The sequence below is a fragment of the Pseudomonas sp. Ost2 genome (assembly GCF_018326065.1).
GTDB classification, from domain to species: domain Bacteria; phylum Pseudomonadota; class Gammaproteobacteria; order Pseudomonadales; family Pseudomonadaceae; genus Aquipseudomonas; species Aquipseudomonas gingeri.
Map to the genome: position 1 here is coordinate 1,607,197 of NZ_AP021904.1, position 22,283 is coordinate 1,629,479.

At 62.3% G+C, this 22,283-nt stretch carries 21 protein-coding genes; 5 read left to right on the top strand and 16 right to left on the bottom strand.

Annotated features, from left to right (window positions below):
* Window positions 1–60 precede the first annotated feature (60 nt).
* From KI243_RS07015 to KI243_RS07055, 9 genes are all read right to left on the bottom strand, one after another.
* Complete coding sequence (locus tag KI243_RS07015) at window positions 61–564, bottom strand: DoxX family protein (RefSeq protein WP_017127661.1); 504 nt, start codon at window positions 562–564, stop codon at window positions 61–63.
* Window positions 561–1,337, bottom strand: a complete 777-nt coding sequence (locus KI243_RS07020) for a DNA-binding domain-containing protein (RefSeq protein ID WP_017127662.1) — start codon at window positions 1,335–1,337, stop codon at window positions 561–563. Before KI243_RS07020 ends, KI243_RS07015 begins: the two co-directional genes overlap by 4 nt.
* Window positions 1,334–2,224, bottom strand: coding sequence for a DUF692 domain-containing protein (locus tag KI243_RS07025; RefSeq protein ID WP_017127663.1), 891 nt, complete (start codon window positions 2,222–2,224; stop codon window positions 1,334–1,336). The genes KI243_RS07020 and KI243_RS07025 overlap by 4 nt, the downstream gene beginning before the upstream one ends.
* A gap of 26 nt (window positions 2,225–2,250) precedes the next feature.
* Entirely contained in the window at window positions 2,251–2,550 is a 300-nt protein-coding gene (locus KI243_RS07030) for a DUF2282 domain-containing protein (protein ID WP_017127664.1), read from the bottom strand.
* Between the two features lie 239 nt (window positions 2,551–2,789).
* Window positions 2,790–3,491: an ABC transporter ATP-binding protein gene (locus KI243_RS07035; RefSeq protein WP_017127665.1), complete on the bottom strand. Its 702-nt coding sequence runs from the start codon at window positions 3,489–3,491 to the stop codon at window positions 2,790–2,792.
* Window positions 3,492–4,259, bottom strand: coding sequence for a high-affinity branched-chain amino acid ABC transporter ATP-binding protein LivG (gene livG, locus KI243_RS07040; RefSeq protein ID WP_017127666.1), 768 nt, complete (start codon window positions 4,257–4,259; stop codon window positions 3,492–3,494).
* A complete protein-coding gene (locus tag KI243_RS07045) occupies window positions 4,256–5,509 on the bottom strand; it encodes a high-affinity branched-chain amino acid ABC transporter permease LivM (protein WP_017127667.1) in 1,254 nt (417 codons plus the stop codon). The genes livG and KI243_RS07045 overlap by 4 nt, the downstream gene beginning before the upstream one ends.
* A complete protein-coding gene (livH, locus tag KI243_RS07050; RefSeq protein WP_017127668.1) occupies window positions 5,506–6,429 on the bottom strand; it encodes a high-affinity branched-chain amino acid ABC transporter permease LivH in 924 nt (307 codons plus the stop codon). The genes KI243_RS07045 and livH overlap by 4 nt, the downstream gene beginning before the upstream one ends.
* Window positions 6,430–6,656: 227 nt before the next feature.
* Entirely contained in the window at window positions 6,657–7,775 is a 1,119-nt protein-coding gene (locus tag KI243_RS07055; protein WP_017127669.1) for a branched-chain amino acid ABC transporter substrate-binding protein, read from the bottom strand.
* Between the two features lie 347 nt (window positions 7,776–8,122).
* On the opposite strand from KI243_RS07055, the gene KI243_RS07060 reads away from it, so the two are divergent.
* Complete coding sequence (locus tag KI243_RS07060) at window positions 8,123–8,428, top strand: DUF2288 domain-containing protein (RefSeq protein ID WP_017127670.1); 306 nt, start codon at window positions 8,123–8,125, stop codon at window positions 8,426–8,428.
* Window positions 8,429–8,547: 119 nt separating this feature from the next.
* On the opposite strand, the gene KI243_RS07065 is transcribed toward KI243_RS07060, so the two are convergent.
* The 3 genes from KI243_RS07065 to KI243_RS07075 all read right to left on the bottom strand — a co-directional run bounded on the left by KI243_RS07065 (window position 8,548) and on the right by KI243_RS07075 (window position 13,836).
* Window positions 8,548–10,722 (bottom strand): hypothetical protein, encoded by a 2,175-nt coding sequence (locus tag KI243_RS07065; protein ID WP_017127671.1) that lies wholly within the window; start codon window positions 10,720–10,722, stop codon window positions 8,548–8,550.
* 330 nt (window positions 10,723–11,052) lie between these two features.
* Window positions 11,053–13,341 carry an EAL domain-containing protein gene (locus tag KI243_RS07070; protein WP_042936052.1) on the bottom strand — a complete coding sequence of 763 codons (2,289 nt, stop codon included), beginning with the start codon at window positions 13,339–13,341 and terminating at the stop codon, window positions 11,053–11,055.
* A gap of 126 nt (window positions 13,342–13,467) precedes the next feature.
* Window positions 13,468–13,836 carry a YkgJ family cysteine cluster protein gene (locus tag KI243_RS07075; RefSeq protein WP_042936054.1) on the bottom strand — a complete coding sequence of 123 codons (369 nt, stop codon included), beginning with the start codon at window positions 13,834–13,836 and terminating at the stop codon, window positions 13,468–13,470.
* A gap of 225 nt (window positions 13,837–14,061) precedes the next feature.
* Here KI243_RS07075 and KI243_RS07080 point away from each other — a divergent pair, with 225 nt between their 5' ends.
* A complete protein-coding gene (locus KI243_RS07080; RefSeq protein WP_017127674.1) occupies window positions 14,062–15,408 on the top strand; it encodes an MFS transporter in 1,347 nt (448 codons plus the stop codon).
* Between the two features lie 151 nt (window positions 15,409–15,559).
* On the opposite strand, the gene rapA is transcribed toward KI243_RS07080, so the two are convergent.
* Window positions 15,560–18,406, bottom strand: coding sequence for an RNA polymerase-associated protein RapA (rapA, locus tag KI243_RS07085; RefSeq protein WP_212810645.1), 2,847 nt, complete (start codon window positions 18,404–18,406; stop codon window positions 15,560–15,562).
* A gap of 255 nt (window positions 18,407–18,661) precedes the next feature.
* On the opposite strand from rapA, the gene KI243_RS07090 reads away from it, so the two are divergent.
* Window positions 18,662–19,003, top strand: a complete 342-nt coding sequence (locus KI243_RS07090; RefSeq protein ID WP_017127676.1) for a hypothetical protein — start codon at window positions 18,662–18,664, stop codon at window positions 19,001–19,003.
* On the opposite strand, the gene KI243_RS07095 is transcribed toward KI243_RS07090, so the two are convergent.
* The 3 genes from KI243_RS07095 to KI243_RS07105 form a co-directional block, all read right to left on the bottom strand.
* Window positions 18,973–20,217 carry an aminotransferase class V-fold PLP-dependent enzyme gene (locus KI243_RS07095; RefSeq protein ID WP_212810646.1) on the bottom strand — a complete coding sequence of 415 codons (1,245 nt, stop codon included), beginning with the start codon at window positions 20,215–20,217 and terminating at the stop codon, window positions 18,973–18,975. The two genes, KI243_RS07090 and KI243_RS07095, sit on opposite strands and share 31 nt — an antisense overlap.
* Window positions 20,214–20,684: a RidA family protein gene (locus tag KI243_RS07100; protein WP_212810647.1), complete on the bottom strand. Its 471-nt coding sequence runs from the start codon at window positions 20,682–20,684 to the stop codon at window positions 20,214–20,216. The genes KI243_RS07095 and KI243_RS07100 overlap by 4 nt, the downstream gene beginning before the upstream one ends.
* An 88-nt stretch (window positions 20,685–20,772) precedes the next feature.
* Window positions 20,773–21,651 (bottom strand): LysR substrate-binding domain-containing protein, encoded by an 879-nt coding sequence (locus tag KI243_RS07105; RefSeq protein ID WP_212810648.1) that lies wholly within the window; start codon window positions 21,649–21,651, stop codon window positions 20,773–20,775.
* 188 nt (window positions 21,652–21,839) lie between these two features.
* On the opposite strand from KI243_RS07105, the gene KI243_RS07110 reads away from it, so the two are divergent.
* On the top strand, window positions 21,840–22,001 hold the full coding sequence (locus KI243_RS07110; protein WP_085983799.1) for a hypothetical protein: 162 nt from the start codon (window positions 21,840–21,842) through the stop codon (window positions 21,999–22,001).
* Between the two features lie 144 nt (window positions 22,002–22,145).
* Entirely contained in the window at window positions 22,146–22,262 is a 117-nt protein-coding gene (gene ccoM, locus KI243_RS33050) for a cytochrome c oxidase subunit CcoM (protein ID WP_017127681.1), read from the top strand.
* Window positions 22,263–22,283 lie beyond the last annotated feature (21 nt).

The following is a 22,283-nucleotide window of genomic DNA, read 5'->3' on the forward strand; positions in this document are numbered from 1 at the left end:
GCTATCGCCGGCAGGCCGGCTCCTGCAAGGACCGCGTCACGCCGAGGAGGGTGCAATCAATCAGCGGTAGCGTCTGGCAATCAGCTGATCGATGGAGAACACTCCCGGTCCCTTGGCCATCAGCAGCAACAGGATGGCCATCCAGGTGCCGTGGGTCGGGTAGGCGTCCGGGTAGACGAACAACTGGATGGTCAGGGTCATGCCGAACAGCGCCAGCGCCGAGAAGCGTGTGGCGAAACCCAGCAGGATCAGCACCGGGAAAAAGTGTTCGCCGAACGCGGACAGATGGGCGGCGATTTCCGGTGACAGCAGCGGCACCTTGTATTCACTGGCGAACAGCGGAATGGTCGAGTTGGCGAGGCGCGGCACGCCCAGGTCAAAAGTGCCTGAGACCAGGTCGATGGCAAAACCCTGGACCTTGGTCTGTCCCGACTTCCAGAACACGGCGGCAATGGAGAAACGGGCGACAAAGGCAATCAGGCTGTAGGGGATCATCTCGAACAGCTGGATGATCCGCCCGATCAGGCGCGCGACGGGATTCTGCGATTCAGTGCGAGTGTTCATGGTCGGGCCTTTTCTTCTGATTGCAGGTGGATGATGGCGCTGTGGCGAATCAGCAGGGCGAGCGCCTGGCTGGGGTCGAACCCGGCACTGGCTTCTGCGGCGCGGACGATGGCCTCGCCCAGCGGCGCGTCGTTTTGCAGGCTCTGGATAAACGCCAGGATGCCGCTGTCGATCCTGAACACTTCGACTTGCCAGTGCTGGCGCAAGACCAGCGCCGCTTCGCCCTGTGTCGGGTCGACCTGATCCAGGCGGTGCTCGCCCTGGTGGGTCTGCCATAACGACACCACGGCATGGGCTGAATCCAGCACGGCGAGAGCGGGGTGCAGGTGCATGCGCAACGTGATCAGGGACTCGGGGTTGGCAAGGTAGTGGCCGATCTGTTCCGGGCTGACCGGCGTCGCATCGGCGGCGTGATAGGCGTTGATCCGCAAGCGCTCCAGGCGGGCAACATCGGCCAGGTAAGGCACGCTCGCCGCCGGGGCGAAGTCCTGGATAAAGTCGCCGAAGTCCTGGCCGTAATGGTTGAGGATCGGGCTGCGAGGCGGGCATTGCTGGAGGTAGAGGCCGGCCATGGCACGGAAGAACGCCTCGCCGACCAGTTGCATGACCACCGGGTAGCTGTCCGCCAGGGCATTGATCAGCGAGCCCTGGACATTGTTGCGGTACACCGCGAAACGACTGGCCGGATCGGCCCCGTTGACGCTGCACAGGCCGGGTGGGCAGGGCAGTTGCGGGTCGAGCAGCGCGGCGCTGAAGCAGGCCTGGTCGCTCATCGGCGCACCTCGGCTCGATCCAGCAGCGATTGGGCCTGCGCGGCTTCGCCAAGGAGCACGGCAAAGGCCGGGAGCTGGTTGTCGCGTTCGATCAGGGTCGGCTTCGCGCCGATCTTCGCCAGCACCTGTTGATAGAGGGTCCAGACCGCCTGGTCGATGGGCGCACCATGATCGTCGATCAGCAGCCGGTCGCCGAGGTTGTCGGCGTCCTCGGCAAATCCCGCCAGGTGGATTTCTCCCACCGCGTGCAAGGGCAGCGCTTCGATATAGGCCCACGCGTCGTGCTGGTGGTTGATGCTGGAGACATAGACGTTGTTCACGTCCAGCAACAGCCCGCAACCGGTACGGCGGATGATTTCGTTGATGAAGTCCGCCTCGTCCAGGGTCGAGCGCTCGAATTGCAGGTAGGTGGCCGGGTTCTCCAGCAACATCGGGCGTTTCAAGGTGCTTTGGACCTGGTCGACATGTTCGCAGACCCGCAGCAGGGTGGCCTGGTCATAGGCCAGTGGCAGCAGGTCGTTGAGAAACACCGGGCCGTGGGTCGACCAGGCCAGGTGTTCGGAAAAGGACTGGGGCTGGTAGCGCTCGATCAGCAGCGCCAGGCGCTCGAGGTGTTGCTTGTCCAGTGGGCCTTCGGTGCCGATGGACAGGCCGACGCCATGCAGCGACAGCGGATACTGTTCGCGGATCAGGCCCAGGTAATGGTGAAACGGTCCGCCGGCGACCATGTAGTTTTCGGCGTGGACCTCGAAGAAACCGAGGTCGGGGCGGGTTTCCAGGACCACCTGGAAGTGTTCGGCCTTGAGTCCCAGCCCGCAGCGGGCTGGGAGCCCGGCGCCAGCGGCCTGAGCGGGATGATGGGCAGTGGATTGCAGTAGCGTGGACATCTTCGGCGCTCAGACTGGTGGGAGAATCAGGCCGCTGGGCCCTGTTTCAGGCTGCCCATGCCGTTCGGGGTCTTGATGGTTTCGCAAGTACCGGCCGGGACGAGTTTCCAGGCGTTGGCCTGGTAGTCCTTGGCTGACGTGCCGGCGCAGCTGGTGCCGGCGCCCGCGGCGCAATCGTTCTGGCCCTTGAGGGCCACGCCGTAGCATTTTTCCATTTTGGCGGCGTCGTCGGCATGCGCGGTCATCGGCAAGGCAGCCATGCTCAGGGCGGAACCGAGGGCCAGGGCGAGGGTGGCGGCGGACAGGGTGCGGGAAGTGGTGCTCATGGTCGATCTCCGATGGTTATCAATGATGGAAGCAGTGGTTGGATGGGTTTCATTGCGTTCCTGCCTTACTTGAGCGGCGAGGGCGGGGTTTGTTACAGCATGCTGCAAAAATAATCGATTATTTTTCGGCGGAGTATAAAGATCCGCTCTCCCGGCGTTTGCGCGGGCAAAGAAAAGCCCCGAATGATCGGGGCCTGTCCTTGGAGCGGTGTATCAGGGCCTGCCTGTTACGGGGCGGATCAACCACCCAGGTAGGCTTCGCGTACCTTGGGATCGGTCAGCAGGTCGTTGCCGCTGCCTTCCATCACCACCCGGCCGTTTTCCAGCACATAGGCGCGGTCGGCGATTTTCAGCGCCTGGTTGGCGTTCTGCTCCACCAGGAACACCGTTACACCGTCCTTGCGCAGTTGTTCGATGATATCGAAGATCTGCTGGATGATGATCGGTGCCAGGCCCAGCGAAGGCTCGTCGAGCAGCAACAGCTTGGGCTTGCTCATCAGCGCCCGGCCGATGGCGAGCATCTGCTGTTCGCCGCCGGACATGGTGCCGCCGCGCTGGCTGAAGCGTTCCTTGAGCCGTGGGAACAGCTCCAGGACCTTGTCCATCTGCGCCTGGTAGTCGCCCTTGTCGGTGAAGAAACCGCCCATGGCGAGGTTTTCCTCCACGGTCAGGCGCGAGAACACGCGACGGCCTTCCGGCACCACCGCGATGCTCTTGCGCATGATCTGCGAGGATTCCTGTCCCACCAGCTCTTCGCCCATGTAGCGGATGCTGCCGCTGTGGGCCCTTGGCGAGCCACAGAGGGTCATCAGCAGGGTCGACTTGCCCGCGCCGTTGGCACCGATCAGGGTGACGATCTCCCCCTGGCGAACCTCCACATTGACGCTGTGCAGGGCCTGGATCTTGCCGTAGAAGGTGGAAACGTTTTCGAATTGCAGCATTTACGCTTCCCCCAGGTAGGCTTTGATCACTTCAGGATTGTCGCGGATCTGTTGTGGCGTGCCGTCGGCCAACGGCGTGCCCTGGTTGATCACGACGATATGGTCGGAAATGCTCATGACCAGTTTCATGTCGTGTTCGATCAGCAGGACCGTGACGTTGTGTTCCTCGCGCAGCACGCTGATCAGCGCCTTGAGGTCGTCGGTTTCCCGTGGGTTGAGGCCTGCCGCGGGCTCGTCGAGCATCAGGATCCGCGGGCGGGTCATCATGCAGCGGGCGATTTCCAGGCGGCGTTGCTGACCGTAGGCCAGGGTGCCGGCCGGGCGGTTGGCGAACTCGGTCAGGTTGACCTTGTCCAGCCAGTACGCGGCGTATTCCATGGCTTCGCGCTCGCTCTTGCGGAACGCCGGGGTCTTGAACAGACCGGCCAGGAAGTTGGTGTTGAGGTGACGGTGCTGGGCGATCAACAGGTTCTCGACCGCGGTCATGTCCTTGAACAGACGCACGTTCTGGAAGGTCCGCACCACGCCCTTGCGGGCGATCTCGTGGCCGGCCAGGCCCTGGATCGGCTGGCCGTCGAGCAGGATGCTGCCGGCGCTCGGCTTGTAGAAACCGGTCAGGCAGTTGAACACCGTGGTCTTGCCGGCGCCGTTCGGGCCGATCAGTGCCACCACCTGTTTTTCCTGGACGGTCAGGGCCACGCCGTTGACCGCCAACAGGCCGCCGAAGCGCATGCTCAGGTTTTCTACTTTCAGGATCTCGCGGCTCATTTGCGCAGCTCCATGTGTGGACGTTGCATGGGCAGCAGACCTTGTGGACGCCAGATCATCATCAGCACCATCAGGGCGCCGAACATCAACATGCGGTATTCACTGAACTCACGCATCATTTCCGGCAGCAGGATCATCACGATGGCCGCCAGGATCACGCCCAGTTGCGAGCCCATGCCACCGAGCACGACGATGGCGAGGATGATCGCCGACTCGATGAAGGTGAAGGACTCCGGCGTCACCAGCCCCTGGCGCGCGGCGAAGAAGCTGCCGGCGAAACCGGCGAACGCGGCGCCGAGGGTGAAGGCCGACAGCTTGATCACGGTCGGATTCAGGCCCAGGGCCCGGCAGGCGATCTCGTCTTCACGCAACGCTTCCCAGGCACGGCCGATCGGCATGCGCAGCAGACGGTTGATCACGAACAGCGCGAGCAAGGCCAGCACCAGGGCCACCAGGTACAGGAACACCACCTTGCTCACCGGGTTGTAGTCCATCCCGAAGAACTCGTGGAAAGTCCGCATGCCTTCGGCGGCGGTGCGGTCGAACGACAGGCCGAAGAAGGTCGGCTTGGGAATGTTGCTGATGCCGTTGGGACCGCCGGTGAGGTCGGTGAGGTTACGCAGGAACAGTCGGATGATTTCGCCGAAGCCCAGGGTCACGATGGCCAGGTAGTCGCCACGCAGGCGCAGCACCGGGAAGCCCAGCAGGAAGCCGAAGGTGGCGGACATCAGGCCGGCGATCGGCAGGCAGATCCAGAAGCTCCAGCCGAAGTAGTGCGACAGCAGCGCGTAGCTGTAGGCGCCGACGGCGTAGAAACCCACGTAACCCAGGTCGAGCAGGCCGGCCAGGCCGACCACGATGTTCAGGCCCAGGCCCAGCAGCACGTAGATCAGGATCAGGGTGGCGATGTCGACCGCGCCGCGCGAGCCGAAGAACGGCCAGATCAGGGCGGCCACGATCAGGCCGATGATGATCCAGCGCTGGGTACGCGGCAGGGTCAGGAACTGGCCGACCTTGGGCGAGACCAGCGGGCCCCGGGACGACTTGAACATCGCACTGAACTGTTCGCTGAACAGCACGCGCAGGAACATCAGCACCGAGCAGAGGGCGATGATGGTCAGGGTCACGGGACCGGTGCCATGCACTTCGAGATTGATCCCGACGATGCTCAGCTTGAGGCCGAGTACCGGAAAGGCCACGGCCCATACCAGCAAGGCGCTGAAGAACGCCGATTTGAGATATCTGTTCATACTTTCTCAACCTCCGGACGGCCCAGAATGCCGGTCGGCCGGAACAACAGCACCAGAACCAAAAGACCGAACGCCACCACGTCCTTGTACTGGTCGCCGAACACGTCGGCGCCAAAAGCCTCGGCCACACCCAGCACCAGCCCGCCGAGCATGGCGCCCGGAATGCTGCCGATGCCGCCCAGGACTGCCGCGGTGAAGGCCTTCAGGCCCACCAGGAAGCCGGCGTTGGGGTTGATCACGCCGTATTGCATGCTCAGCAGTACGGCGGCGACTGCCGCGAGGGCGGCGCCGATGACGAAGGTCAGGGCGATGATGTTGTTGGTATTGATGCCCAGCAGGTTGGCCATCTTGATGTCTTCGGCGCAGGCGCGGCAGGCGCGGCCCAGGCGTGAACGGGAGATGAACAGGGTCAGTCCGGTCATGGCCACCAGGGTCACGACGAATACCAGGACCTGCATGTAGGAAATCAGCACTTCCTCTGCGCCGCCCGGACCAAAGGAGAAACTCCCCGGGATCAGGTTGGGGATGGACTTGTCCTTGGAGTCCTGGGACAGCAATACGGTGTTCTGCAGGAAAATCGACATGCCGATGGCGGAAATCAGCGGGATAAGACGGTTGCTGCCACGCAGGGGGCGGTAGGCAACGCGCTCGATACTGTAGCCATAGGCACTGGTCACGACGATCGTCGCGATGAACGCGGCGGTCATCAACAGCGGCAGTGAGTGGATGCCCAGCATGGCCAGCCCGGCAAGGACGATGAAGGCCACGTAGGAACCAATCATGTACACCTCGCCATGGGCGAAGTTGATCATTCCAATAATGCCGTAAACCATTGTGTAGCCAATGGCTATCAAGGCATAGGTGCTGCCAATGGTCAGGCCATTAACCAGCTGTTGGAAGAAGTGATAGATCTCAGGCATTACAGCGCTCCTAAAAACCCGATACGCATTTCACTGGTGGAGTCATGTTCCGGCCCGGTGCCGTGGTCTGTGGCCACGTTGGCACGAGCGTTTGCCAGCGAACCGCTGGTGACGGTTTTAAGATTTTCAGGTGAGCCAGCTCCCGGATCGCGGGTGTCGGGCCCATAAACCTCGTAAAATAAAGCCCACTGTTCGCACAGTGGGCTTCTTGACCTGTCAGGCCTGACTTACTGAGGGGAAACTTCGGTTTTCGGTTTGCCGAAGTGCCACTGGTAGACCACGAACTTGAAGTCCTTCAGGTCGCCCTTGGCGTCGAAGCTCAGGTCGCCGGTCGGGGTCTTGAAGGTACCGGCGTGGATGGCGGCTGCCACCTTGGCGGTGTCTTCGCTCTTGGCCGCGGTGATGCCACCGGCGATCAGCTCGACAGCGGAGTAGGCCGGGAACACGAACGGACCGCTCGGGTCCTTGCCGTCGGCCTTGATGGCGTCAGCGATGGCCTTGTTCTGCGGATCCGCATCGAAGGATTTCGGCAGGGTCACCAGCAGGCCTTCGGAAGCGTCCTGGGCGATCTGCGAGATGGAGTCGTTGCCGACGCCTTCCGGACCCATGAACTTGGCGTTCAGGCCCTTTTCCTTGGACTGGCGCAGGATCAGGCCCAGCTCAGGGTGGTAGCCGCCGTAGTAGACGAAGTCGACGTTGGCTTGCTTGAGTTTCTGGATGATCGAGGAGAAGTCCTTGTCGCCGGCGTTCAGGCCTTCGAAGACCGCAACTTTCACGCCTTTCTTCTCGAGGGTCTGCTTGACCGCGGTGGCGATGCCTTCACCGTATTGCTGCTTGTCGTGCAGCACGGCAACCACTTTCGGCTTGACGTGGTCGGCGATGTAGTTACCGGCGGCAGGGCCCTGGGCGCTGTCCAGGCCGATGGTACGGAAGACCAGCTTGTAGCCGCGATTGGTGATGTCCGGGCTGGTGGCGGCCGGGGTGATCATGATCACGCCTTCGTCTTCGTAGATGTCCGAAGCCGGCTGGGTGGAGCTGGAGCAGAGGTGACCGACCACGAACTTGACGCCGTCGTTGACCACTTTGTTGGCTACGGCCACGGCTTGTTTCGGATCGCAGGCATCGTCGTATTCAACGGCTTCGAGTTTTTTGCCATCCACGCCGCCCTTGGCGTTGATGTCCTTGATGGCCTGTTTCGCGCCCGTGAACTGCATGTCACCGTACTGGGTCACCGGGCCGGTCTTCGGGCCGGCGATGCCGATCTTGATGGTGTCTGCAGCGAAAGAATGGCTGGCGATACCGGCCAGAACCATAGCGGCGAACAGTTTGGAAATCTGCTTAGTCATTAGTGCTCCACTCTTGCTGTTGTAATTTTTATAGTCCTGACGCCAAGGCAGCAGAACCGGGTTTGAGAACCCCGATTTTCCCCGGCAACTGTACCGATACAGTTTAGAGCGCCCGTCAATCGCTTGAATAGCGGGCAGCCAAGGGCAAAATCGGAGGATGTCGCTTAAATGAAAGAAAAAGACAGAATAGCGGCGGATTGCCATGCAGATTGTTATCTGGATGTTGCTGACCTTCACGACAATCCCTGGCTCCCTGGTTCCTCTTTCACCCCAACCATTTGCATCCGGGTTTTTCTGCCTGAGTCGCGACGTTATGATTGCGCCGATTTTTTCTCAGGTAGAAACCCATGATTCAAGAACCTAGCACCCTCTATGCCAAGCTGCTTGGAGAAACTGCATCTATTCGCTGGGAAGAGCTGCAACCGTTCTTTGCCCGGGGTGCCCTATTGTGGGTCGAACCGTCGCTGGATTTGATCGCGGCGGCCGAGGCCATGGCCGAGAACCAGGCCGACAAAGTGGCGGGCTGGCTGGCTGCCGGGGAGCTTGCCAAGGTGTCTGAAACGCGGGCGCAGGATCTTTTCGAGCGTGACCCGGACCTGTGGGCGGTGGTGGTGTCGCCCTGGGTGATGATCCAGGAAAGGGCAGAAAAATAATTTATCGCACTGTAATAGTGCATATGCCTTGTGCGTTTATGGCCTACGAGTGTGTAGGCCAGTAACCGCGCCGAACAGTAATGGCAGTTTGCCCGTGGAGAAAATCCACAGGCTCCTGGCTAGTACTCGGTTTTACCCGTGTGGTTGTTCAGCGAAATGACCCGGGTCTTGCCGATGCGATGGCGGTAGATCTCGCGCAGGTACTTGATGGCCTTTTTCACGCAATCGCGGGACAGGCGGATATCGTTGATCGAGACGAACTTGTCCTTGTCGTTGATCAGCTCGCGATACTTCTTCTCGTACATCGGCTTGATCGCATACCAGTTGGTATCGAGGATCTTCGCCGGGTTCTCGAACTCGTTGAGCAACTCGTCGATATGCCCTTCGTCGAACTCGTCGCGGGTGATGAAGTCCAGCATCGAGTTGTCCAGCGTATCGTCGAAACGGTACGGGTTGCGGGCGAAGCAGCGCTTGATGAAGGCCACGATCAGGGTCAGGAAGTCATCCGACAGGCACGGGCTCTTGGCGATCAGGGTGGTCAGCGACAGGTTGGCCGAGGCACCGATCACCAGCGCGTAGCGCTTGAGCGTGGTGTTGGGGAACAGGCTGTTGAGATGGGTCTTGAGCCGGTTCAGGTCCATGTAGGACAGTTTGTAGTCCTTGGGCAGCGAAACGATCGACACCACCGACGAGCAGTTCTTGAAGAAGTGCAGGTCATGCAGGGCCGCCGCGTCATAACCCGAGGCCTTGTACTGTTCCAGGGCCGCACGGTAGCGCTTGGACTCGATCGGCAGCAGGCTGATGCCTTCGATCGCCTGGGTGACCTTGTTGAAGTGCGGCAGGTCGATGGAGCGGAAGAACAGGTCGTCGATGTTCAGACGCTGCGGTTCTTTCTCGAACACTTTGAATTTATCGCTGGTGGGCGCCGGCTGTTCCGGTACCACGGACTCGGCGTAGGCAATCGCCACCGGACCGGCCAGGCTCATGAACAGGTCGTTGGCATCCAGGCGGATGGTCTCGCCGATGTCGATGCCGGCACGCCGGAAATAGTTCTGGTCGTAGTCGGTGGTCACGGCCTGGGCCGTGAGGATATTGAAGATCTGCTGGGAGATGTACTGGTTGGCGTGCTTCTCCATGGCATTGACATCAATGTTCTGGATATTGCCATCATCGTTCTCTTCGGCGTAACGCATGATGTCGTTGGAGATCAGCATCATCGCGTTCCACGGGCGGATACGGCCCATGACGCTGGCTTCGCTGCTGTCTTCATTGTCGAAGTTGTACGAGAAGTCCCATTCTTCGGACAGGTACTTGCAGAGCAGGCGACCGGCGTTGATATGCAGGGCCTCGGACATTTCGCTGCGATGGTCGGAGATGTTCGGCAGCACGCAGATGCCGCTGGTGAAGATCGGCTCGAAGACGAAGGAGTGGCCGCTCTTGCTGTCGTGCTCGTCCATCGGCTTGGTATCGAACGTCTTGTTCATGTACGAATACTGCTGGGCCAGGCCGAACTCCGAGGCCATGCCCGAACCGGTACCGCCGCCGGCACTGAAGATCGAGAAGTACAGGCGCGACTGGTTGGCCTTGATGCCGCAGGAGTCGATCAGGTACGAGTGGATCATCTTCCAGTCGGGGCTGGAAAAACGCTGGGTGTCCTTGTTCAGGATGATCTTGGCCAGGTACTGGCCGAGGATCGGCGCGTTACCGGCACCGCCGGCATGGACTTCCGACAGGTCCATGATCTTCATTTTGCTGTAGTCGCGGATAAAACCGCTTTTCTCGCCCTTGCGGGAGAAGCGGATGCGTCCGGCGATGTCCTTGTCCAGGTCGCCAAGCATCACCAGCGGTTCCACCAGGAACACCGGCTTGGCTGACTTGTTCTGCACCAGGCGCAGGTTGTTGCGGATCCACTGCGCGGGGCGATAGCCCTTGTCGGTGGATTTGTCGTCGTTATTGAACTCGTTGAGGTAGAACTTGCGCGCGTTGTACACCAGTTCGGCGACGTCCAGCGCAATGTTCGAACCGCAGCGGCCCAGGCCGATCAGGCAGACCGAAGGGAATTCCTGCTCGCGGCGCGCTTCGTTTTCACCTTCCGGATGGGGCGAGCGCGGGAAGACCATGTCGCGCAGGCCGTCGAGGTTATCGAGAATACGATCCGTATTGGTTTCAGTGAAATAAAGGTACTGCTGCGTCGCCAGTGGACGCGGTGGGGAATAGGCCTTGTAAGGTTTTTCCGCGACGGTTGGCAACATCAGATCGGATACTGGGTTGGCCGGGTTGTTTTTAGAGGTCATTGTGCGCCATATACCTGGTCTGGTTAGGCGGTCGAGGAGATATCAACGCGCCATCACGGAGTGAGAGATCGCGACTTTACCGCGCGATATTGGCTTGAGCGATAGGGTTTTACCCTAGGCTCACCTAGGGGCGATCCTTGCTTGAATACCGTTGAATCGGCCAATAATTGGCGTTCTTTAATTGACGGGGAACTTTTTGTGAATTTTGTACTACCTTCCCCGGCGCAGCCGGTCACGGCCTGCCTGACCGCGCACGCCGGTGAGCGGATATCGACCGGGCACTACCGTTCAACGAGTGCCGATCAATGAACGCTGGTCAACGAACGCTGCTCAACGAATAGGTCGCACGCTTGATATGCCGGCATGGGCGCCAGGAGGGTCGGCAAAAAGGTCCCGTGACGTCGGCACATCGGTGTCGCGGGCCGTTGTCACCGGAGTGAGCGGCGCCGGGGTGTGCTGGCGGCGCTGGTTTAGCTGCTTGAGGACCGGTTGCAGGTCTTCCAGGCGCACCGGCCGGCTGAGCAGGTAGCCCTGGACGTAGTCGCAGTTGTACTGGGCCAGGAAGTCGTATTGCTGGGGCGTCTCGACGCCCTCGGTGACCACCTGCAGGTGCAGGGTATGGGCCATGACGATGATCGCCTGGACGATCTCCATGTCCTGGGTCGACTTGGGAATGTCGAGGATGAATGAACGGTCGATCTTCAGGGTATTGAGTGGCAGGCGCTTGAGGTAGGCCAGGGACGAGTAGCCAGTGCCGAAGTCGTCGATGGACAACGACACGCCGAGGGTGCGGATCTGTCGCAGCAGTTGCAGGGTGTTGGCGATATTGCCCATCAGGGCGTTTTCGGTGACTTCCAGTTCCAGTCGATCAGGTGGAACGCCGGCGGCCCGCAGCGCGCTTTCGATCTCATCGGCAAGTTCTTCGCGGGCCAGGTTCAGCGCCGAGCAGTTCACGGCGATTTTCAGTTCGCCGCAACCCTGCTCGGAGAGTCTGGCCAGGTCCTGGCAGGCCTTGCGCAATACCCAGTTATCCAGCTCGGCGATCAAGCCGTTGGCTTCGGCGATCCCGATGAAGCGATCCGGCGACAGCAGGCCGTGCTGGGGGTGTTGCCAGCGTACCAGGGCTTCGAGCTTGGCGACCTGGCCGGTCTTCACTTCATAAATGGGTTGGTAGAACAACTGCAATTCGTTGCCTTCGCGCAGGGCGTGGCGCAGTTCCTCCTCCAGTTGCAACTCCAGGGTGGCGCGGGTTTTCAGGTTGGAACTGAAGAAGTGCAGGCTGTTGCGCCCCGCACCCTTGGACTGGTACAGCGCCAGGTCGGCGTTCTTCAGCAGTTCTTCGCAGGACTTGCCGTCTTCGGGGAAGACGCTGATGCCGATGCTGGTGGTCATCACCATGCGCCGTCCGGCCAGTTCGATGGGCTCTTTCATCTTCTGCATGATGCGCTGGGCCATGTGCCGCGCTTCGTCGCGGTTGTGCAGGCTGATCAGGATGCAGAATTCGTCGCCGCCAAAGCGGGCGACCACGTCGTCATGGCTGCGGGTAGCGGCCTTGATATGTCCGGCGATGACCTTGAGCAGTTCGTCGCCGGCATCATGGCCGAGGCTGTCGTTGATGCGCTTGAAATGGTCGATATCGAGGAACATCACCGCCAGCATGCCGCCGTTGCTGCTGCGCTCGATCAGCTTCTCGGCAAAGATCTGATTGAAACCGCGACGATTGATCAGGTTGGTCAGGGCGTCGTAGTGGGCGACCTGGGCCAGCGACATGCGGGCCTGGTCCAGTTGGCTGAGCAGGGCATTGACCCGGCGCAGGTCGTGCTCCTTGTTCTGCAGTTTCTTGTCCGCCAGGGCCGCGCTGATGCTGCTGCCGATGATCAGCAAGGCGATCACGGCGATGGTCATGCCCAGTTGCAGGTGGTTGTTCTCCACGGCGGCGGGCAGGGCACTGCCTGCGGGCAGCATCAGGTGCAATGACCACATGCCGGTGAAATGCATGCTGACGATACCGGCGCCCATGACCAGGCTGGCGGTGTACTTGAGCAGTTGATGCCACATGCCGCTGCCGTTGGTGAAATGCCGGGCCAGCAACAGCGCCGCGAGGCTGGCGCCGATGGCGATCGCCACCGACAGGCCGACCAGGGCCGGCTGGTAATACTGCACCGCGCTCGAGCGCATGGCCGACATGCCGACGTAATGCATGGCGGCGATGCCCAGTCCCATGAACACGGCCGCCCGCAGTGTCTGCGAGGCACGCAGTTCGGCGCGGCCGAGGGTGTGCATGGCGAGGAATGACGCGAACAGGGCAATCAACAGCGAGGCGAGGGTGGTGGGCAGGTCGTAGCGCACTTCGATGGGCGCCTGGAACGCCAGCATGCTGATGAAGTGCATGGTCCAGATGCCGCCTGCCAGGCAGCAGGTGCCGATCCAGCGCCAGAGCCGCTGTTGTGCCGGTTTCTCTACATGACCGACGCGCTCGGCCATGTCCAGCGTGGCAAAGCTGGCTGCACAGGCGACCAGGTAGGCCAGCATGACCAGCAATGGATTGTGGCTGCAATTGAGGAGCAGGTGCCCACTATCGGGAAGTCCGTTAACAAAATGCAAACCCTGCCATTCCATAGCATGCCCTGTACCGACGCATTGGACAGCCGACGCCTCAAGCATCGGCCAACGCATTGGAGTATAGAGTGTCACTCATGGCTGCAAGCGCTAATGGCAGAGTGCTCCCAATGATTTGGGAATGGCCTAGATAGCGATTGGTACTAAGGCGGCTTTCTGTTCCGGCTCCAGCGGGGCCAGGCCGAAGGCGGCCCGGGCGGCATCGCAGCGCTCGTTGGGCTCGTTGTCGACCCAGGCGGCTTCGAACTCACGGCAGGGGCTGGAGCGCTCGTGATAGATCGAGCAACTGACCTCTTCTCCGACTTCGCCCCTGAGTGCCGTGCAGCGCGGGTTGCGCGCTTCGGTGCCGAGCATGGCGACGCGGCTCGGGCTGATCTGGGTGACCAGTTCGTCGGGCACCAGCCCGCCGCCCGAGACACACTCACCCCAGTAGAACGACACGCGAAAATAGGCACAGCAGGCACCGCAATTCAGACACGGATTAGCATCAGGCATGGGAGGTCAACGGAGGAAGGAGGGAAGGGGGGAATCCATCGCCATTCTAGGCTTCGGCCACGGCTTTGTAAGGGGGGATTACAAGTATTTTTCAGCGCCCGGGGCAGGGCCTCCATTGCCCGGTATCAGCGCCGCGAATGGTGGCAGACAGACCCGGTCGCGCTGACTAGATTGAGGGCTCCGGGCCTGGCATTGAAGCCCTTATAACAATAAAGAGACGGACCCATGCAGAACTCGACCCAAGCGGCGAATGCCTGGCGCATTCTGTTCCTGCTGTTTCTCGCCAACCTGTTCAATTTCTTCGATCGGACCATTCCGGCGATCATCATCGAGCCGATCCGCATGGAATGGCACCTGAGCGATTTCCAGATCGGCATCATCGGTACCGCCTTCACCATCGTCTATGCCATCGCCGGCCTGCCCCTGGGGCGCATGGCCGACAACGGGTCGCGCAGCAAGCTGATGGGCTGGGGCCTGGCGGTGTGGAGCGGGCTGACGGCAGTCAATGGCCTGGTGGGCAGCTTCTGGACTTTCCTGCTGGTGCGCATGGGCGTTGGTATCGGTGAAGCCAGCTATGCGCCGGCGGCCAACTCGCTGATCGGCGACCTGTTCCCGGCGCATCGACGCGCCAGGGCGATGGGGATCTTCATGCTCGGCCTGCCACTGGGGCTGCTGCTGGCCTTCTTCACCATCGGAGCGATGGTCAAGGCCTTCGACAGCTGGCGGGCGCCATTCTTTATCGCGGCGGTGCCGGGGTTGCTCCTGGCCGTGTTCATGTTCTTCATCAAGGAACCGAAACGCGGCGCGGCGGAAACCGTGAAGGTCTCCCAGGAACGGATCGAGCGTCCGGTGCGGCGCCTGATGGCGATCCCGACCTTTCTCTGGCTGGTCCTGGCCGGGTTGACCTTCAACTTCGCCACTTATGCCTGCAACTCGTTCCTGGTGCCGATGCTGCAACGTTATTTCCTGATGCCGTTGCAGGAGGCGGCGGTGGCCACCGGCCTGATCGTCGGTGTGACCGGGCTGTTCGGGCTGACCCTGGGCGGTTGGGTGGCGGACAAGATCCACCAGCGTGTCGCCAACGGTCGCCTGCTGTTCGCGGCCGGCAGCCTGGTGGTCTCGACCTTGACCACCGCCTGGGCGCTGCATGCCGGGCGGATCGAGATCGGGGTGTTCGTGGCGGTGTTCAGCGTCGGTTGGCTGTTTGCCTATAACTTCTATACCTGCGTCTACACCGCGATCCAGGACGTGGTCGAGCCGCGGCTGCGGGCGACGGCGATGGCCGTGTATTTCGCGGGGTTGTATCTGCTCGGTGGTGGCCTGGGGCCGGTGGTGGTCGGATTGTTGTCCGATCATTTCGCCCATGCGGCGATGCTGGCGGCGGGGGCACAGCAGATGACCGAGGCGTTCAAGGCCGTGGGCCTGCATGACGCGATGTACCTGATACCGGGGGCGTTGTTGCTGACCCTGCTGTTCCTGTTCCAGGCAGCCCGGTGTTTCAGCAAGGATGCGCAGCGCATGCGCGAGGGGATGGCCGCGGATGAGCCGGGCACGGCGCCTGTGGCAGTTTGACTCTGAACCTTGCAGGGACCGGCTTGCCGGCGATTGGGGACCTCATGGCTTGCGTTGCCCATGATGACCTCATCGCCGGCAAGCCGGCTCCTACAGATTGGAGACCAGGTCTGGAGGAGCGGGCAGGCGCTGGCGAGAGCGCCCCGGTGGATCAGCCAGCCACCAGCACCCGGATCGCTTCCAGGCGCAGCGCGGCTTTTTCAAGCATCGCCAGGCCCTGTTCCCGTTGCTGACGCAGCGCCACCAGCTCGCTGTCGCGCACGGTCGGGTTGACCGCCTGCAACGCGGTCAGGCGCGCCAGTTCTTCATCGGTATCCGCCGCCAGGCGCCGTTGCGCTTCGGCCACGCGCTCGGCGTGGCGTGGCGCGATCTTCGCTTCGCCAGCGTTGATCTTCGGCGTCAGGCTGTCGCGCTGGGCCTGGATGAACTTGTTGGCGCTGGCCCGTGGCACGCTTTCCAGCTGGTCGTTCAGGGTTTCGAAGGCGACACGGGTCGACAGGTCGTTGCCGTTGGCGTCCAGCAGGCAGCGCAGGGCGGCTGGCGGCAGGTAGCGGCCCAGTTGCAGCGAGCGCGGGGCAACCACTTCACTGACGTACAGCAGTTCCAGCAACACGGTGCCGGGTTTCAGCGCCTTGTTCTTGATCAGCGCCACGGCGGTGTTGCCCATCGAACCGGACAGCACCAGATCCATGCCGCCCTGCACCATCGGGTGCTCCCAGGTGATGAACTGCATGTCCTCGCGTGACAGCGCCTGGTTGCGGTCGTAGGTGATGGTCACGCCTTCGTCGTCGCCCAGCGGGAAGCTGGCGTCGAGCATCTTCTCGCTCGGTTTGAGGATCAGGGCGTTTTCCGAGTGGTCTTCGCTGTCGATGCCAAAGGCGTCGAACAGGGTTTCCATATAGATCGGCAGGGCGAACTGATCGTCCTGCTCATGGATCGCCTCGACCAGCGCATCGCCTTCGCCGGCGCCGCCGGAGTTGAGTTCCAGCAGGCGGTCGCGACCGGTATGCAGCTCGGCCTCCAGGCGCTCGCGCTCGGTGCGGGCTTCTTCCACCAGTGCTTGCCACTCGCCATCGTCGCCACCTTCGAGCAGCGGCAGCAGGCGCGGGCCGAACTGGTGCTGCAGGGCGTTGCCGGTCGGGCAGGTGTTGAGGAAGGCGTTCAGCGCTTCGTGGTACCACTGGAACAGGCGCTCTTGCGGGCTGGTCTCCAGGTACGGCACGTGCAACTCGATCACGTGTTTCTGGCCGATCCGGTCGAGACGACCGATCCGCTGTTCCAGCAGGTCCGGGTGCGACGGCAGGTCGAACAGCACCAGGTGATGGGAGAACTGGAAGTTGCGGCCTTCACTGCCGATTTCCGAGCAGATCAGTACCTGGGCGCCGAATTCCTCGTCGGCGAAGTAGGCTGCGGCACGGTCCCGCTCGAGGATGTTCATGCCCTCGTGGAACACTGTCGCCGGAATGCCGGAGCGCACGCGCAGGGCGTCTTCCAGGTCCATGGCGGTTTCCGCGTGGGCGCAGATCACCAGCACCTTGGTGCGCTTGAGCATTTTCAGCTGGTCGATCAGCCACTCGACGCGCGGGTCGAAGCGCCACCAGCGTTCTTCCTCGCTGGCGTCCGGCTGGGACTGGAAGCTGACTTCCGGGTACAGCTCGGCGTGTTCGCCCAGCGGCAGTTCCAGGTATTCGTCCGGGTTCGGCAGCGGGTAGGCGTGCAGCTTGCGCTCCGGGAAACCCTGCACCGCGGCGCGGGTGTTGCGGAACAGCACGCGGCCGGTGCCATGGCGATCCAGCAGTTCGCGGACGAGGCGGGCGCTGGCTTCGGTATCGCCGTCGTTGACTGCGGTGAGCAGGGCTTCGCCTTCGTCGCCGAGGAAACCCTGGATGGTCTTGTGCGCCGCCGGGGAGAGACGGCCCTGGTCCAGCAGTTCCTGCACCGCTTCGGCCACCGGGCGATAGTTTTCGCTTTCGGCGCGGAAGGCTGCCAGGTCGTGGAAGCGGTTCGGGTCGAGCAGGCGCAGACGGGCGAAGTGGCTGTCCTGGCCCAGTTGTTCCGGGGTGGCGGTCAGCAGCAGGACGCCGGGAATGGTCTCGGCCAGTTGCTCGACCAGGGCGTATTCCGGGCTGACCTGATCTTCATGCCAGACCAGGTGGTGCGCCTCGTCGACCACCAGCAGGTCCCAGCCGGCGGCGAACAGCGCATCCTGGGCCTTCTCGTCCTCGACCAGCCATTCCAGGGCCACCAGGGCCAGTTGGGTGTCTTCGAACGGGTTGCTGGCATCGCTTTCGATAAAGCGTTCGGCATCGAACAGCGCGACCTGCAGGTTGAAGCGCCGGCGCATTTCCACCAGCCACTGGTGCTGGAGGTTTTCCGGCACCAGGATCAGGACGCGGCTGGCGCGACCGGAAAGCAGTTGGCGATGGATCACCAAGCCGGCCTCGATGGTCTTGCCCAGGCCCACTTCGTCCGCAAGCAGGACCCGTGGCGCGATACGGTCGGCGACTTCACGGGCGATGTGCAGCTGGTGCGCGATGGGTTGCGCGCGGACACCGCCCAGGCCCCAGAGCGAGGACTGCAACTGGCGGCTGGTGTGTTCCAGGGTGTGGTAGCGCAGGGAGAACCAGGCCAGCGGGTCGATCTGCCCGGCGAACAGGCGGTCGCTGGCCAGGCGGAACTGGATGAAGTTCGACAGCTGGGTTTCCGGCAGCGTGACGACTTCGTTCTGCGCGTTGAGGCCATGATAGACCAGCAGTCCGTCGACATCGTCGACTTCGCGCACGGTCATCTTCCAGCCTTCGAAGTGGGTAATGGTGTCCCCGGGCGAGAAACGCACACGGGTGAGAGGCGCATTCCTTAGCGCGTACTGGCGAGTGTCGCCAGTGGCCGGATAGAGCACGGTCAACAAGCGGCCGTCCTGTGCCAGAACGGTGCCCAAACCCAGCTCGGCTTCGCTGTCACTGATCCAGCGTTGCCCCGGTTGATACTGCTGCGCCATGCTGCCTGACTCCCGCCTTGAAAAAGCCGACTATCTTAACGGAATCGGCGCTTTCAGGCCAAAGGCTCTTGCTCTCTTGATTGAAAGGACGGGACTCCTGTCGAGAAACCATGCGGAACAAGACTAACGGTAGCCCACGATGACGTTCGTCGGGACGTATTGCACCCTTGAGCGATAACCGGGTCACACTTTCGCGACTGACGGCTCAAGTCGTGGATCCCACAGCCGACAGCCTGCCGACAGGAGAGAAAAATCATGCTGCCACCGCTGCTACCCCTGAGCGTCCTGCCGGTGACCTCCCAGCAGGACCCGATCCGGCCACGACCGGATATCCCGCCCGTGGTGCCGGTTCAGGAAAGCTCCAACGAAAGTACCATCGACCTGCAGAAACGCGACCCCGAAGAGGCCGCGTGGCTGCTGCGTGAAGAACAGCGGCGCCAGCAGGAACAGCAGCAGCGTCGGCGCGAGGCCGACGATGATCCCGAACGCCACCTGGCGGTGCCGGGCGACGAGTTGAACGCCGATAACACCGTGCCGGTGGTGGCGCTGATGGATGAACAGCCGCGTCAGGGCCTGCTGGTCGACGTCGAGGTCTGAGGCCCTTCACTGGCCAACTGACCCAGGGCCTGCAACAGCAGGTCGATTTCCTCCCGGGTGGTGAGATGACTCACGGCAATCCGGGCAATGGCCGGCAGATCGCGGGCCTGCATGTCCAGGGGCGTATAGGCCGTGCCGTTGGCGCCCAGGTTGATCGCCCGTTCGGCCAGTTTCTCCTTCAGGGCAAACACATCCCAACCCTTCAAGGTAAAGGCAATCAGCCCGGATTGCTGCCCGGACAGGCCGAGGTCATGCAGCTCAAGGCCCGGAATTTCACGCAGATCGTGGCGCAGCCGGTCGCTTGATGCCTGGATCCGGCGACGGATGCGTTCGATGCCGAGCTGATTCACTTCTTTCAAGGCGTTGGCCAGGCCGGCCATCAGCACCAGCGAGCGTTCGCTGGTCTCGAAGCGCCGGGCATCGTCGCGCAGGGTGAAGGCCTTGCCGTCCCAAGGCGCCGACAGCACGTCTAGCTGGCGCGGCGCCAATTGTTCGAGAAAACCCCGACGCACATACATCAGCGCCGTGCCGCGCGGGCCACGGAGGAATTTGCGCGCGGCGCCCTTGAGCACGTCGCAGCCCAATGCCTGGACGTCGCAGGGCAACTGTCCGAGAGCCTGGCCGGCATCGATGAAATAGGCAATGCCATGACGCCGCGCCACCTCGCCGATGGCGGCGGCCGGGTTGATCAGGCCACCGTTGGCCGGCAGCCAGGTCAGGGCGATCAGGCGTACGCGGGCGTCGATCAGTTGTTCCAGGGACGACACCGACACCGCTCCGGTTTCGTCGCAGGGGATCACTTCAAGACTGGCTCCGGCCTTGACTGCCTCGGCCATGCAGGCCAGGTTGCCGGCCCACTCATGGCGTCCGACGAGAATCCGTTCGCCGGCGCGCCAGGGCCCCAGCGCCGCGAAGGCCATGCTCCAGGCCGCGGAACCACTGCTGGCGAACGCGATGCTGTCAGTGTCGGCGTTGAGCAGTTGCGCCGCAGCCTGTCGGGCCTGCTCTTCCAGGCGCGCGCCATGGACCCCGGCCTCCATCGGGCCGAGGCTCGCTTCGAGCTGCAACTGCCCGGTCATGGCGTCCAGCGTGGCCTGGCTCGGCAGCGACGCCCCGGCGTGGTTGAAATGGATCACCCGCGCGCAGCCCGGTGTGGCGGCGCGCAGACGGGTGATTTCTGCGTCGGACAGCTCGGTTGAGGTGTCGTTGTTCATGGCCGCAGCTCGAAAATCGCATCGATCTCCACGGCCACGCCGCTGGGCAGGCTGGCGACACCGACGGCCGTGCGGGCGTGGCGGCCTTTTTCCCCCAATGCATTGACCAGCAGGTTGGAGGCACCGTTGGCGACCGCGCCCTGGCGCTGGAAGTCGGGGGCGGCGGCCACGAATACGCCGAGACGGACGATGCGCACCAGTTTCGACAGATCGTCATCGATGGCCTGGCCCAATTGCGCCAGCAGGCCAAGGGCCGCCAGTTCCGCGGCCCTGGCGCCTTCTTCCCCGCCGAGGGTATCGCCCAGTCGGCCGATATAGGCGGGTTTGCCTTCCTGCAACGGAATCTGCCCGGAGATGAACAACTGGTTGTTGCTGATCACGTGGTTCACGTAGTTGGCGATGGGCTGGCTGGGCACCGGCAGGCTCAGGCCCAGTTGGTTGACACGGTCGAACAGGGAATCGTTCATGCTGAAACCTCCTGGAAGAAGATGCCAGCATGCTCGGCGCGCCATGGGGCGACAAACGGATAGATTCAATCGGACGTATCTGATTGGCTCATGTGTCCGCCCGGGCGCATTGTTCCGTCAGCCAGGCGCAGAAGCACTCGGCGTCCGGGGAAAGGGCGGCATTGGGCTTGATCAACCAGTATCCGATCTCGCTTTCAAAGGTCGGCGTGTCGAAGGCCGGAACCAGAGAACCGTCCCTGAGCCTGCGCCCGATCAGGCGTTGGCGACCCATGGCGATGCCCTGGCCGGCCACCGCGGCTTCGACGACGATGTTGTAGTCATGGAGCATGACCGTGGGGTAGTGCTGCAAGTCGATATGCTGGTGCCGCGACCAGTCGATCCACTCGAAGGGTTGTCGGGCCTGGGCCATCAGCAGTGGGCCGCGTTCGATCGAGCGGGCCTTGAAGGCCGGGCTGCAGACCGGAGTCAGGCGCTCGGTCATCAGGCGCTGGGCATCGACGTTGCTCCAGCCGCCCTTGCCATAACGAATCGCCAGGTCAACCTGGGCGCCGGCGACATCGGCCAGTTGGATGGACGGCTCCAGTTCCACCTGGATATGCGGGTGGCGGCCGATGAAGTCAGCCAGGCGCGGTGCGAGCCAGAGGGTGGCGAAGGAGGCGAGCAGGCCGATTCGCAGTACCCGGCCCGGCCCGGCGGAGCGCAGTCGCCGCGTGGCCTCGGCGATCTGCTCCAGCGCCGGGCGGATCTGCCGGTAGTAGCGCTGGCCGGCCTCGCTGAGGTCGATGGCGCGGGTGCGACGGATGAACAGGCGCTGGTCGAGGTACTGCTCCAGTTTCTGGATCTGATGGCTGACCGCACTCTGGCTGACGGACAGTTCCTCGGCCGCCTTGATAAAGCTCAGGTGACGGGCCACCGATTCAAAGGCGCGCAGGGCCATCAGCGGTGGGAGGTCCTTGTGCAATGTCACGTCAACGATCCTTGGCAGCCATTCGGATGGGGCGATTCTGCGGGGAAATCGCCGTTGCTGACACACTTTAATGGCAAGCGGGCGGCTTCACGACTGGTCAGCGCGGGCGCTTGCCCGCATTATTGAGTCATTGCGCGGGTCGAAGTGGATGACTTCGGCCGAATTCGACGGATAGCGATGTAGTGATCATGAGCCAAGACGACAAGCTGATCGACCTGAATACCGAGCGGGCCAAACGTGTCCACGACCTCAACGAGAAGCGCCTGAATGAAGTCCGCCAGGCGTTCGAGCAGGCGATGCCCCTGGGCAAGGCCAGGAAAAAATCGAAGAACAAGCCGAAAAAGCGCTGATATCGGCGCTGAAACTTGATGCACGTCAGTTAATGTCCTTTCCCCGCGCCCGGTTCCGGGCGGCATTGATCCCGGTCAATTTTCCTCCGTGCCCGTTTGGGTAACTTAGCCCCATCGCAACAGGGCAAGCGCAGGAGGCCAGTCATGTTTTTCGATAACGTGGTAATCGCCGGAGTGCTGACAGTGGGCCTCATGGTGATGTTCTTCGCAGGATTCGGTTTTTTTATCTGGAAAGACTCACATAAGCGGAAAAAACCCTAGGTCTTTCCAGGGAGCGAGCAC